The organism is Exiguobacterium sp. CH10 (genome assembly GCF_018617635.1).
Lineage (GTDB): Bacteria > Bacillota > Bacilli > Exiguobacteriales > Exiguobacteriaceae > Exiguobacterium > Exiguobacterium aestuarii_A.
In genome coordinates this window covers 149,502-163,080 of record NZ_JACSKO010000003.1, presented here as the reverse complement: position 1 = coordinate 163,080, position 13,579 = coordinate 149,502, and the positions used below count along the sequence as shown (strand labels likewise).

The 13,579-nt window shown below is 47.6% G+C and carries 13 protein-coding genes; 5 read left to right on the top strand and 8 right to left on the bottom strand.

The features are described from left to right. Positions 1–28: 28 nt before the first annotated feature. Positions 29–1,945, bottom strand: coding sequence for an endonuclease MutS2 (locus KNP04_RS11270; protein WP_214876156.1), 1,917 nt, complete (start codon positions 1,943–1,945; stop codon positions 29–31). A 458-nt stretch (positions 1,946–2,403) separates the two neighbouring features. Here KNP04_RS11270 and KNP04_RS11265 point away from each other — a divergent pair, with 458 nt between their 5' ends. The 3 genes from KNP04_RS11265 to nagE are packed head-to-tail and all read left to right on the top strand — an operon-like array spanning position 2,404 to position 5,248. Beyond that, positions 2,404–2,892: a PTS sugar transporter subunit IIA gene (locus KNP04_RS11265; protein WP_214876153.1), complete on the top strand. Its 489-nt coding sequence runs from the start codon at positions 2,404–2,406 to the stop codon at positions 2,890–2,892. A gap of 20 nt (positions 2,893–2,912) precedes the next feature. After that, positions 2,913–3,761 (top strand): PRD domain-containing protein, encoded by an 849-nt coding sequence (locus KNP04_RS11260; RefSeq protein ID WP_251129926.1) that lies wholly within the window; start codon positions 2,913–2,915, stop codon positions 3,759–3,761. Further along, positions 3,758–5,248, top strand: coding sequence for an N-acetylglucosamine-specific PTS transporter subunit IIBC (nagE, locus tag KNP04_RS11255; protein ID WP_214876150.1), 1,491 nt, complete (start codon positions 3,758–3,760; stop codon positions 5,246–5,248). Before KNP04_RS11260 ends, nagE begins: the two co-directional genes overlap by 4 nt. 285 nt (positions 5,249–5,533) lie before the next feature. Here the strand turns inward: nagE and htpX are convergent, their stop codons facing one another. Further along, a complete protein-coding gene (gene htpX, locus KNP04_RS11250) occupies positions 5,534–6,421 on the bottom strand; it encodes a zinc metalloprotease HtpX (protein WP_214876419.1) in 888 nt (295 codons plus the stop codon). A gap of 18 nt (positions 6,422–6,439) precedes the next feature. Beyond that, positions 6,440–6,988: a LemA family protein gene (locus tag KNP04_RS11245; RefSeq protein ID WP_015880351.1), complete on the bottom strand. Its 549-nt coding sequence runs from the start codon at positions 6,986–6,988 to the stop codon at positions 6,440–6,442. A 128-nt stretch (positions 6,989–7,116) separates the two neighbouring features. Here KNP04_RS11245 and KNP04_RS11240 point away from each other — a divergent pair, with 128 nt between their 5' ends. Then, positions 7,117–8,301: an amidohydrolase gene (locus KNP04_RS11240; RefSeq protein ID WP_214876148.1), complete on the top strand. Its 1,185-nt coding sequence runs from the start codon at positions 7,117–7,119 to the stop codon at positions 8,299–8,301. 11 nt (positions 8,302–8,312) lie between these two features. Here KNP04_RS11240 and KNP04_RS11235 read toward each other — a convergent pair whose 3' ends face one another. The 5 genes from KNP04_RS11235 to KNP04_RS11215 all read right to left on the bottom strand — a co-directional run bounded on the left by KNP04_RS11235 (position 8,313) and on the right by KNP04_RS11215 (position 12,101). Then, complete coding sequence (locus KNP04_RS11235; RefSeq protein WP_214695701.1) at positions 8,313–9,641, bottom strand: hemolysin family protein; 1,329 nt, start codon at positions 9,639–9,641, stop codon at positions 8,313–8,315. Positions 9,642–9,732: 91 nt separating this feature from the next. Then, positions 9,733–10,206 carry a DMT family transporter gene (locus tag KNP04_RS11230; RefSeq protein WP_083600207.1) on the bottom strand — a complete coding sequence of 158 codons (474 nt, stop codon included), beginning with the start codon at positions 10,204–10,206 and terminating at the stop codon, positions 9,733–9,735. Between the two features lie 11 nt (positions 10,207–10,217). Continuing rightward, on the bottom strand, positions 10,218–10,892 hold the full coding sequence (locus KNP04_RS11225; RefSeq protein WP_214876145.1) for a Crp/Fnr family transcriptional regulator: 675 nt from the start codon (positions 10,890–10,892) through the stop codon (positions 10,218–10,220). A 14-nt stretch (positions 10,893–10,906) separates the two neighbouring features. Continuing rightward, positions 10,907–11,332 (bottom strand): DMT family transporter, encoded by a 426-nt coding sequence (locus KNP04_RS11220; RefSeq protein WP_214785523.1) that lies wholly within the window; start codon positions 11,330–11,332, stop codon positions 10,907–10,909. Positions 11,333–11,441: 109 nt separating this feature from the next. Continuing rightward, positions 11,442–12,101, bottom strand: coding sequence for a type 1 glutamine amidotransferase domain-containing protein (locus KNP04_RS11215; RefSeq protein WP_214695688.1), 660 nt, complete (start codon positions 12,099–12,101; stop codon positions 11,442–11,444). 374 nt (positions 12,102–12,475) lie between these two features. Here KNP04_RS11215 and KNP04_RS11210 point away from each other — a divergent pair, with 374 nt between their 5' ends. Beyond that, the gene (locus KNP04_RS11210) at positions 12,476–13,579 is read left to right on the top strand and encodes a glycerol dehydrogenase (RefSeq protein ID WP_214876142.1); all 1,104 of its coding nucleotides are present in this window, start codon (positions 12,476–12,478) and stop codon (positions 13,577–13,579) included.

The following is a 13,579-nucleotide window of genomic DNA, read 5'->3' as shown; positions in this document are numbered from 1 at the left end:
GCTCTTACCCTTTCATCGTATGCTACATTCATTTTCGGTTAGATTGCTCTTGTTTCTTTCTTTCTCGAATCTCTTTCTCCACTCGTCGCAACGCTTTTTTCGATCCTCGTGCAAAGTCGTGCGCTTCCTTTCGTTCTTGATACGTCGTAAACAACGTATCCAAATCATAATCAGCCGGATAAAGTTCTGTTGCCCGTGCTTCTAACCGCACACGGCGACTCGGCAACTCTACGTACTCTGCATCCACAAACACTCGTACATGCCGACGCGATGCATCAAACGAATAGACAAGACCGACTTGATTCGTCTCGAGTAGACGAACACGGTCACCTTTTTCAAAACGCTCTGCTTCTTCAAGTGGTACCACTTCCACTTCTCGCGTTATTTTAGATTCATCGACTTTCGTAGTGTCATACGTTTTCTCGTTCATGTAACGAGATGCCTGTTTGAGAATCGCTTCCGGCAACTTCATCTTACGAGCGATAAATAAGGCGTTGCTGTCGCCAGACTGCCCCATGAGAAGTCTGTATTTCGGTTCGAGCGTTTCCGGGTCAAACTGCATCGCAGCGTTCATGAAATCTGGATGCGCTTCAGAATACGATTTGATTTCTCCATAATGCGTCGACGCCACAACGATTGCGCCCCGTTTATATGCCGCTTCTAAAATGGCAATCGCAAGAGCGGCCCCCTCATTCGGTTCCGTCCCACTTCCGATTTCGTCGAATAACAAGAGCGACCGTTTTCCTGCAGTTTGCATGATTTTCGCGACATTGTGCATGTGTGCCGAGAACGTACTGAGCGCCGACTCCAAATTCTGATTGTCTCCAATATCGACGAACACCTCATTGAATGTCGAGATAACCGTATCGGGATGGGCAGGAATATGCAGACCCGTCATCGTCATGAGACTGAGGAGTCCAATCGTTTTCAATACGACCGTCTTTCCGCCGGCGTTCGGTCCCGTGATAATCAAGCCGCGATAGTCCGTACCGATGGCAAAATCGAGTGGCACAGCGCTTTCTAAGAGCGGATGGCGTACTCGTTTCAATTGGATGCGCCCGGTCGCATTCACATGTGGTGTCACGCCATCAATCGACTGACTGTACTTCCCTTTGGCGAAGACCATATCGTACTGGGCGATGACGTCGAGCGTCGCCTCGATGTCAGGAAGGACTTCTGCCACCGCTCCTGTCAACGTCGCTAGTACTTGATACACTTCTACCGCTTCTTCCGTACGTTTGACGACGAGTTCGGCGTTCAATTTTGAAATGGCTTCCGGTTCGATAAAGACCGTCGTGCCGCGATTCGATGTGTCCACAATCGTACCTGCTACTTTATGCTTATATGAAGCTTTGATTGGAATGGTGAAGCGGTCCTGTTTTTTCGTGACGAATCCGTCTTGAATCATCTCACGATTCGCGGCGCTCTTCAAAAATTTGGCTAACCGCTCCTCGATGCGTCCTTCCAAAATATCGACTTGTTTTCGGATTCGTTTCAACTCTTTTGACGCCTCATCGACGACCTGACCGGCTCGAATCGCTTGCGTGATGTCTTCTTCGAGCGTTCGCCATTCGCCCATTCCGGCAGCATATGCGGATAAGAGTGGTGCGAAAAATTCATGTTCGAGCATGAATCGCTTCAGCTTGCGAGCGCCACGTAAAAACTCGGCGACCGCTTCGAGCTCGTTTGCTTCGAGTTGAATCCCTCGCTGTAGTTTCCCGATGATCGTCTCCATATCAGATACCCCGATGAATGGGACATGTGACGTCGCATCTAAAATCGCTCGTGCTTCAGACGTTTCCTGCAGACGTTTCTTCACCGTCGCAATATGGCTCGTCGGACGTTGCTGTCTGAGTAGTCGTCTTCCGAATCCGCTGATGCAGTAACGCTCTACTTTTGTCATCAATTCATTGTATTGTAATTTTTCAAATGTTTGTTCGTTCATGTGTCTCTCTCCTCAAATTGTAGAATCGAGATACCGCGCAAACAAAAAAGCGTCGGTCGATGACGACCAACGCAAAAAGACAGACCGATGTCTGGCAGTTTTTGATGGGCGGTATCTGTAACGGAACATGACGGCATGACAAAAAGACGTGTCATCCGACATTTTTCAGTTCGTTAGGCAGATACAACCTCACTCATCAACATGCAACACCTTTCTTCAATAGATTCGCCCTTACTATACAATAGATTCAGTACCTTGTAAAATTTTAGAGAACGCTTTCAAAAAAAGACTTGTGTCTCAAATCCACACATGTTATGTTGAACGTGAAGAAACGAATAGCGATCACATGTGACTGATTCGATCAGGCATGGGGTAAGACGTACGGTGCATGCCACCCGTCTATACTCCATGCCTGTTTTGTTTTTCCTCGTTTTGCGTTAAGAAAGGATGTAGAAGATATGCTATGGAATAAGTTCATGAATCGACACAAACCGACACTGCACTCGCCAATGGAAGGAGACGTTATTCCACTCGATCAAGTAGCGGACCCGGTCTTCAGTGAAAAGATGATGGGTGATGGCATTGCCATCACCCCGACAGACGGAGCAGTCGTCTCACCAGCTGACGGAGAAATCGTACAAATCGCTCCGACCAAGCACGCTATCGGTATTCGGACCGAGGATGGGGCTGAGATTTTAATTCACGTCGGACTCGACACCGTCGAACTCGAAGGTCGACCGTTCGATCTCCGTGTAGATGTAGGTGACCACGTGAAAACAGGACAGCTGTTAATGACAGCAGACTTGGCTCAAATCCATCAAGCTGGTAAAGACACGGTCACGCCAATGGTCGTGACGAATGGTGGCGCCCTTGCCCATCATTACGCCTTCACATTCACGAAGGAAGCCGTTCCGGGTAAGACAATTATCGCCCGAGTGGAAGCGTGACTCCGAAACAAGGAGGACACATGATTAAGATTAAAAAGATTCTAAACAACAATGCGGTCATCGTCTCGGACGATGGGGAAGAAAAGATTGCGATTGGACCTGGCGTCGCCTTTAAAAAAGCGAAGAATGACATCGTGAATCCCCATAAAATTGAAAAATTGTTCATCATGCCGGAAAACGACAAGTTTCAACAGTTGTTGAGTCGAATCCCAGTTGAACATTTTACCGTTTCCGAAGACATTATTTCGTACGCAGAAAAACGGCTTGAGACATCGTTCAATGAACACATCCACATCGTTTTAACCGATCACATCTCATTTGCCATTGAGCGAGAGATGGAAGGCATCTCACTTCGGAACAAACTGTTGAACGAGATTAAAATCCTTTATCGGAATGAGTACGAGATTGGATTATGGGCGATTGAACACATCGCAGAAAAATTGAACGTCCAAATGCCGAAAGACGAAGCCGCGTTCATCGCGCTTCATATCCATACGATGAAAGTGAAAGGAGGTGATTTACGCAAGACGGTCAAACAGACAACGATTGTCCGCGACATGATTCAATCGATTTCACGACGACTCGATGTATCCATTGAAGAAGATGACTTATCCTATCAACGATTATTAACCCATTTACGGTTCGTCATGGATCGGGTCAACCATTACGATCATCACACGATTGATGAAGACATGCTCCGCATGATTCAGACGAAATTCACGTCTGCCTATGCGTGCGCATCTGATGTCGCAAAAGAAATGGAAGAGACATATGGCATCGTCTTGCCCGAGTCAGAACTTGGCTATATTACGCTCCACATTCAACGCCTACAAGATCAACACCACCAAAAAGGAGGAAATCAAAAATGATGAACTTTTTCCAACGTCTCGGACGTTCCCTCATGTTACCGGTTGCCGTACTTCCAGCTGCCGCGATTCTCATGGGGATCGGTTACTGGATTGACCCAGTCGGCTGGGGATCTGAAAACATTGCAGCTGCATTCTTAATTAAAGCGGGTGCGGCGATTATCGATAACATTCCAATTCTTTTCGCAGTCGGGGTCGCTCTCGGAATGGCTAAAAACCGCGATGGTTCTGCAGCACTCAGTGGACTCGTCGCCTTCTTGACCGTCACAACACTTCTCTCTGCTGGCACGGTCGCCTTATTCCAAGGTGTGGATGTCGAAGCCGTCAACCCAGCATTCGGCAAGATTGCCAACGCATTCGTCGGGATTCTTTCTGGTCTCGTCGCTGCTTCGATGTACAACCGCTTTAGTCACGTCAAATTACCGGATGCCCTCGCGTTCTTTAGTGGGAAGCGTCTCGTTCCAATCATGACGGCATTCTCGATGATTCTCGTATCGGTCGCGCTCTACTTCATCTGGCCGGTCGTTTACACAGGCCTCGTTGGATTCGGGGAATCGATTTCTAAACTTGGCGCATTTGGTGCCGGACTTTACGGATTCTTCAACCGTCTCTTGATCCCAACCGGACTTCACCACGCCCTCAACTCGGTCTTCTGGTTCGACGTTGCAGGGATTAACGACATCGGAAACTTCTGGTCTGGTGAAGGTGAGAAAGGTGTAACGGGAATGTACCAAGCGGGTTACTTCCCAATCATGATGTTCGGTCTCCCGGCCGCAGCACTTGCGATGTACCATACAGCGAAGACAAAACGTAAAAAACAAGCAGCCTCACTTCTTCTCGCAGCTGCATTCGCTTCATTCTTTACAGGGGTAACTGAACCACTCGAGTTCTCGTTCATGTTCCTCGCACCAGTTCTTTACCTTGTACACGCAGTCCTTACAGGAATCTCGCTCTTTATCGCGGCAACGTTCCAATGGACAGCCGGTTTCGGATTCAGCGCAGGACTCGTTGACTTCGTGTTAAGCTCACGCTTGCCGCTCGCAAACCAACCGTATATGCTACTCGTTCAAGGTCTCGTGTTTGCAGTCATCTACTACGCAATCTTCCGCTTCATGATTGTGAAGCTCAACTTGGCAACACCAGGTCGTGAACCGGATGAAGTCGTGGATGCAGTCGCAAGTGAAACGACAGACGGCGAAACGAAAGTCGCACCGGTGGCTTCTGCTTCAGGTAACGAATTCTCAGCTATGGCGAACATGATTTATGACGGTCTCGGCGGTGACAGCAACGTCACAGGAATCGAGTCTTGCATCACACGCCTACGCGTCGATGTCAAAGACATGGATACCGTCAACCAAGATCAAATCAAAAAAGCTGGTATTCCGGGAATTAAAGTGGTCAGCCCGAATCATATTCAAGTCATCGTCGGTACAAACGTTCAGTTCGTCCTCGATGAGATTGAAAAAATTCGTAGCCACCGTGCCGGATAAACGTCGAAAGCCACCTCATTCAGGTGGCTTTTCTTGTTTTTGTGCATAGTGTTTATAGAATTGAATGAAGTAGTAGAGAAAAATCCATGGCAAAAGGTATTGCGTAAGCCACATGAAAATCTTGAGTACTGTATGTACAATATATGGTCCTAATCCTAATAAAAACAATACGACTAGTAAAGAAACTCCTAAACCTATGTATATCTTTTTATCCAACTCATCCACCCCCTTATTTTCCCAATTCAGTGTAACACAAAGAGCCTGCCCCAACCGGACAGGCTCTTCTCACATTTGACGAAGTCGGGAAATTCGCTCGACTGGATCAGGGTGCGTCGAGAACAGACCGCTCACTTTCTTCTTAAGTGGATCAGAGAAGTAAAGTGGTGCAGAGGCACTCGACGCTTGCTCGACCGGTGTCTCGACGTTGGCAATCTTCTCAAGCGCTGAGGCGAGAGCATCCGGGTTTCGGGTCAGTTCCGCTCCACTCGCATCTGCTAGAAACTCGCGATTACGTGAGATCGCCATATTGATCAGCATCGCGATGAGCGGAGCCAACACTAATAGAACAAGTCCGATGATGAGGAAGATGGGATTCTGATTTTGGTCACGTCGTCCCCCACTGATGCTTCGGAAAAATAACATCCGTGAACCGATATCACTCATGATGGCGATGACTGACACGAGTGCGAGTGTGACCGTCGAGAGTCGCACGTCATAATTTTTAATGTGTGCGATCTCATGCGCAATCACACCTTCCACTTCTTCACGAGACAATCGCTCTAGTAGCCCCGTCGTGACGGCGACGGCCGCCTTTTCTGGTTTCAGTCCGGTCGCAAATGCGTTCGGTGACGAATCGTTGATGATAAAGATGCGGGGCATCGGTACTCGCGCGACCATCGCCATATTTTCGACCGTATGCCATAAAAAGCGGTGTTCTTCCACCGATGTCACCTCTTGCGCCCGATTCATCTTCATGACGATATTCGTGCTCGACATGATGACGATGCCGACATAAAACAAGGAGAACACTGGTGTGAAAATCAAACCTGGGATTGCGTCTCCATAGTTCACATAGGAAATGGCCGCTCCGACGAGAAGGACAAATAAGACAAACCCTGTGACGATGAAGACCGTCTTTACTTTATTCTTTCGAATCTGTTCATAGAGGAGCATACTTGCCACCTCGATTCATCAAAACGAGACGCGAACGTTCTCGCGCTCTTCGGCACGCGCCTCAAGCATATCGCGCTTTTCAAAATGATGCACAGAGGCAATGATGTTCGTCGGTACCGATTCGATTTTTGTATTGTACTTCATGACCGTGTTGTTATAGAGCTGACGCGAGTATGCGACCTTGTTTTCCGTCTGCGTCAATTCTTCCTGCAACATCTTGAAGTTCTCGTTCGCCTTCAAATCCGGATACGCTTCACGAAGCGCGAATAGATTTTTCAGCGCCCCGCTCAGTTGATCGTTCACCGCCATCTGATCTTGGCGATTCGACTTCTCACCAAGCTGATTTCTCAGTTCGACGACCTTCGCGAGCGTCTCCTGCTCGTGTTTCGCATAGCCTTTCACCGTCTCGACCAAATTCGGAATCAAATCATATCGCCGCTTCAACTGAACATCGATTTGAGCCCATGCCTCGTCGACCCAGTTTCGATATTTGACGAGCCCGTTGTACATCGAAAAATAGATGAGTACGAGCACGACAACCGCTACAATCGCAATAATCCACCCCATGTTGGCACCTCATTTCTTCATTTTCTCCTGTATTAATTCCCTTTACTCGTATAAGATAAGCTTAACTTTCATAAAAATTAGCAAATGGTTGCAATTCTTAATGCGTTGATCACAAAGGAGTGTACGCAATGGTTGTCACGAATGCCGAAGTACGTTTGACCGAGTTGTTCGAAGAGATGGTGTCTTTACGACGCCATTTTCACCAATATCCAGAGCTATCTTTTCAAGAAGTCGAAACGCCGAAGATGATCGCCTCTTATCTCCGCGAACTTGGGATTGAAGTACGTGAACACGTTGGCGGTAATGGGGTCGTCGGTCGAATCAAAGGCGGTGATGGTCCGACCATCGCGTTACGGGCCGATTTTGACGCGCTTCCCATCCAAGATGTGAAAGACGTCCCGTATCGTTCAAAAGTAAATGGGGTCATGCATGCTTGCGGACACGATGCCCATACAGCGACGCTTCTCGTCCTCGCGAAAGTATTGACCGAGATGGACCTCCCGGGAGATGTTGTGCTGATTCACCAGTTCGCCGAAGAATTGGCTCCTGGTGGCGCTAAGCCGATGATTGAGGACGGCTGTCTCGACAACGTGGATTATATCTACGGTGCGCACATCTGGACACCTCTCCCATTCGGAACGATCGGCGTCAAAACAGGTCCCGTCATGGCGGCAGCCGATCGCTTTGAATTGACCATCACAGGAAAAGGTGGACATGGTGCGATTCCGCAACATACAGTCGATGCCCTCATGGTTGCCGTGAACGTGGCGAATCATCTCCAACAAGTGGTCAGTCGACGCATCGATCCGCTGGAACCAGCCGTTCTCACCATCGGGACTCTCCATTCCGGTCAAGCGTTCAATGTGATTGCCGAAGAGGCCAAGTTGTCTGGAACCGTGCGTACATTCACTTCAGAGACGCAAGAAAAAATCATCACGGATATGGAACGTATGATCCGTTCTGTCTGCGCTGCGAGCGATGCCGAGTACGCGCTTGACTATATAAAAGGTTATCCAGCCGTCGTCAATCATGTAAGAGAAACAGAATTCGTCCGCCAAAGTGCGAAAGAAACCGTCGGCGAAGACGGTGTCATCGAGATGGCACCACTCATGGTCGGAGAAGACTTCGCTTACTATTTAGAACAAGTACCAGGCAGCTTCTTTTTCACAGGCGCTGGAAACCCTGAACTCTCAGCGATTTTCCCTCACCACCATCCTCGTTTCGATGTGGATGAACGAGCGATGCTCCACACGGCTCACATTTTGCTAGGCGCTTTACAGCGTACTTGGATGACACATGAAGAAGAGGATTGATGCAATTCGCATCAATCCTCTTCTTTGACTGGTTCTGTTAATTCAGAAACGAGCACTTGGTCAACTCGTTTGCCGTCCATATCCACGACTTCGAAACGAAGACCGTACGCTTCGACCACGTCCCCCCGCTTCGGAAAATCACCTAATGCGTAAATGACAAGTCCGGCGAGCGTATGATACGAATTGCGCCCTTCATCGAATCGGTCATCCCGAATCTCGAACGTTCGCTTCAAATCCTCAATCCCGAGTAACCCGTCCGCTAAATACGATCCGTCCTCACGACGAACCACTTCCGGTGTATCTTCTTCAATCATCACTTCTCCGACGATTTCTTCTAAAATGTCGAACAATGTGACCATCCCAAGGAATCCGCCGTATTCATCTAAGACGAATGCGATCTCGACACCATTTTTCTGCATCATCTGAAGCACTTGGCTCGCTTCACGTTGCTTTGGCACGATCAATGGTTGCTTGATACGTTTTAAAATTTGTGACGGTTCACGCAATGTCGGTAACGTCAAAATGTCACGCACATCGATATATCCGACAAAGTCGTCGAGTGAGTCGCGACCGACTGGTAACTTGTTATGCTTACTCTCGTAAATCGATTTTTTCATGTCATCCATGTCATCCTCTAAGTCGACCCATTCAAGCGTCGTCCGAGGTTGCATGAGCTCATAAATCAATTGATCGTGAAACGCAAAGACGCGTTCAACTTGTTGCACTTCTTCATGGGCGAACTGACCTTGCTGAGCCCCCTCAAAGAGAAGCTGTTTAATCTCAAGCTCAGTCTCTCCACTCGTTTGTTCTGCCTTTAATCCAAGGAGCTTGAATAAGAAGAGCGTTGATTTCGATAAAATCCAAATGAATGGGCGCATCAACTTGCTGAATAGATCGAGCGACGGAATGATTGCCATCGTGACTTTTTCAGGCGAGACGAGCGCAATCCGTTTCGGGACCAATTCACCAATGATGAGCGACAGATACGTAATAATTGTAACAACGGCCACATAAGCAACGGTTCCGGCATACTGCGTACTCATTCCGGCTTGTTCAAATGCCGATGCGAGCGGTGCCGAGAAGCGTGCGCCCCCGTAGGCCCCGTTAATAATCCCAATCAATGTGATTCCGACTTGAACGGTCGACAACAAATCTGTCGGGTCTTTCGAATAATGAAGCGCAATCTTGGCACTTCGTTTCCCTCGATTTGCTTCAACCTCAAGTTTTGCAGGCTTCGATGAGATGAGCGCAATTTCTGTCATCGCAAAAATCCCGTTCAACACAATCAAAAACAAAACAATCAACAAATCAATCACTATGGAAGAATCCACTTTTTTCATCACCTCAGCTATTTTTAAAACCATACTGCTTCATTTTATCAAAAAATCGTTACCAACCTGTACCCGTTTTGCTCAGAAAAATAGCCACTCCTTATGAAGTGGCTTCGTTGACAGCTTGTTTGGCGATAGCCGCGGTCTGAGACTGTTTAAAGAGAATAACTCCGACGAGCAGGACCGTAAGCCCAACGACTTGTCCAGCCGATAACGTGATTTGAGGCATCCCGAAAGCGCCATATAAATCGACGAGTAACGCCCAAATGAGTTGTGACACGAGGATGAGTGACACGGACAAAGTCGGTCCAAGTAGCTGGATGCTCCGCATAACACAATACACAACACCGACCCCAAGTAACCCACCAAGCCAATAGATGGGTGACACATCACGTAATCCCGAAAGATTCCCTCCGAATAACAGTAACGGAATGATGGATCCGACCAATCCGACGATGAAGACCAACACTGTCGTCGCCCATGCTCCTAAATTTGTATTCATTTTTGCATTGACCGCTGCCTGTACACTAATGAATGCTCCGGCCACTGCTGAACAGATGATCCCAAAAATCATATAATCTCTCCTTACTCATAGAACATACCGTTCGCACGTTCCTTCAATCGTTCACTATTTAATATGACAACTTCTTTTCTCGTTCGCGTGACCAATCCTTCATCGACGAACGCCTGCAACGTCCGATTCAAATGACGATAACTCGTCCCAAGCCATTCGGCGACTTCTTTACGCTTCAGTTGACTCATCTCAGCTTGAAACAGCTCGTTACCCGATTCACTAAGGGAAATCAAATAGCCCGCCAACCGTTCTTCAAGTGTCGACATGAGATGATTGGATGAGGCGTTCGCCTCGATGAACAGTTTTTCGGACACCCCACGCAATAGATGTTCCGTGAATTCGACCGTACGATTATGACGACGAAGTGCCTCGAATGGAATCCTTAAGCAGGTTACCGAACCAACCGCCTCGACAGTATGCAATACGTTCCGACCACTCGCATATTCGATGTCCCCAATGAGCGTCGGCGCAGCTTTCAAACGAAGCAAGCGCAACTTCCCTTCTTCACTGAGTGTATAGATTTTGACGCGTCCTTCGAGCACGACAAACAAGGATTCAATATGCTGATTATTCGAACAAAGCATTGTACCTGATTCATAAGTGACTAAAGAAGAAGCTTCAAGCGTTGCGTTAGAAAAAAGATGATTCCACTGCAATCTTGTTAGTGCATCCATAATATTGATCATGAAAGTTGAACTCCTTACGCGAATGTATAGATTCCAATCCCGACGACCATCAAGACGAGTCCCATGACCTGTCCCGTATTCATCGGCTTCCGTTTGACACCAAACCAACCGTTCAAATCGATGATAAAGGCGCCTAGTAATTGTGCCACAAGCAGGACACAGATTGCCCATGTCACTCCCAGTTGTTGAATCGCTGTCAGTTCACCGAACACGACGAATACACCGAATAGTCCACCTAGACTATAATACCAAGGGACGCGTTTGAAAGCCGTCATGTCTGCATCTCGTTTGAAAAAGTAAATGACGAGCGCTAACAGAAGTCCGACAAAATGGACGATTGTGACGGACATCCATGCCCCTACCGCATCTCCTAGTTTGGCGTTAAAGATTCCTTGTAAAGCAATAAACGTGCCAGATAGTATGGCAAATATAATTCCCATGTCATTCCCCTCTCTCTTCGTCTGACTGTACAAAAAGAATGACCGCTTGAATAGGACATATGTCCAAAAATAAAAAGCAACTTCGAATAACCGAAGTTGCTTCATCTATTTATCCTAGCAATTTGACAAGTTCTTTCCCGACCGCTTCAGAAGACTGCGGGTTTTGACCTGTGACGAGTCGCTCGTCGACTGCCACATTCACTGCCCAGTTGTCGGCTCCTTTGAACTGTCCACCTTGATTGCGTAGTCCCGTCTCAAGTAAGAACGGTACAGCAGAATCGAGTTGCATTTCTTTTTCTTCTGCATCGGTGAACCCTGTCACTTGTTTATCTTTGACGAGCGGTTCATCGTTGCTCAGTTTCACATTGACCAATCCAACTGGTCCGTGGCAAACCGCACCGACAATATTTCCACTCTCATAGACGTTACGAATAACGCGTTGTAGCGTTTCATTTTCTGGGAAATCGACGACTGTCCCATGACCACCTGGCAAATAAATTGCGTCATACGACTCGTCTGCGACTTGATCAAGTCGCGCTGTGTCTTTGAGCAACTCGCGCGTATTTAGAATGTCTTCTGACAAACCATCTTCTAAACTATTCGCATCGATTGGCACGTCTCCACCTTCGATACTCGCGACCGTCACTTTGTATCCTTCTTTTTCAAATAACAAGTAAGGCACGGCAAACTCTTCAAGCCAAAGTCCCGTTGCGTGACCATTTGATAATTGATTCGCTGACGTCGTGACAATCAGTACATGTTTCGACATACTCAATTCCTCCTTCAATAATGAACATACGACACTATTGTTCCCGATTCATCATCCGTTAAACCTGATGAGCTGTCTCGATGTCATAAGGTATGTCTATTTTTGACCTGGTGATTTTTTCATCCTACCTTTATTTCAACATCCTTTTATACTGTAAATGAATCGACATTCCGACCTATGAAGGGGATATCTCGTATGACAAAACGAATGAACGACTGGGGGTTTCTCATTGTTGTCGCCATCATCATCTTGTTACTTGTGCTCGGTCAGTTGCCAATCTTCATGTAATCTTCACGGACATTCCTTCACAAACTTTAGTATGATGGCGTTGTAAGCACTTACACTAAACCCGATATGAAAGGATGAAGTTCACTATGTTAGAACGTATTTTCATCAGTCCGGCTAAGTATGTGCAAGGGAAACAAACGATTGATCGCATCGGAGAGTATGTCGCTCACTTCGGTTCAAACGCTTTACTCATCGCGGATGACGTCGTCTGGGAATTGGTCGGTTCGCGTGTGACAAATTCACTGCAGGCGAGCACTATTGAGGCGACGAAAGCAGATTTTATCGGTGAGGCATCGAAGCATGAGATCACTCGAATCGCCACAGATGCCAAAGAGAGTGGCACAGCGTTCGTGATCGGTCTCGGTGGTGGTAAGACGCTTGATACAGCAAAAGCAGTCGCAGATGAATTGGATGCGCGTATCGTCATTGTACCGACGATTGCATCGACGGATGCACCAACTAGTGCACTGTCAGTCATTTACACAGATGAAGGTAATTTCGAAAGTTATCGTTTTTATAAAAAGAATCCAGATCTCGTTCTCGTGGACACCGAATTGATTGCACAGGCACCGCCACGCTTCCTTGCTTCAGGCATTGCCGATGCTTTGGCGACGTGGGTCGAAGTGCGAAGTGTCCTTTCATTCGGAGGAAAGACGATGGCCGGTGGTGTCCCAACGCTTGCAGCGGAAGCGATTGCTGAACGTTGTGAAGAAGTATTGTTCACGTATGGTATTCAAGCATATGAAGCCGTCAAAGCAAAAGTCGTCACACCTGCGCTCGAAGCGGTCGTTGAAGCCAACACCCTATTGAGCGGTCTCGGCTTTGAAAGTGGTGGTTTGGCTGCAGCCCATGCCATTCACAATGGATTTACCGCGTTAGAAGGGGACATCCACCATTTGACGCACGGTGAAAAAGTTGCATTTGGAACACTTGTGCAACTCGCACTCGAAGGACGTCCTCAAGAAGAATTCGAGCAGTACGTTGCCTTTTATATGGCACTCGACTTGCCGGTCACACTCGAAGATATCAAATTGAAAGATGCATCTCGAGAAGATATCTTGAAAGTCGGAAAAGCCGCCACGGCAGAAGGCGAAACGATTCATAGTGGTTTTGATGTCACGCCTGAAGAAGTTGCAGACGCGATCATCGCAGCCGATCGATATGCCCGTCTTTATCAAGAGCGGTTATAA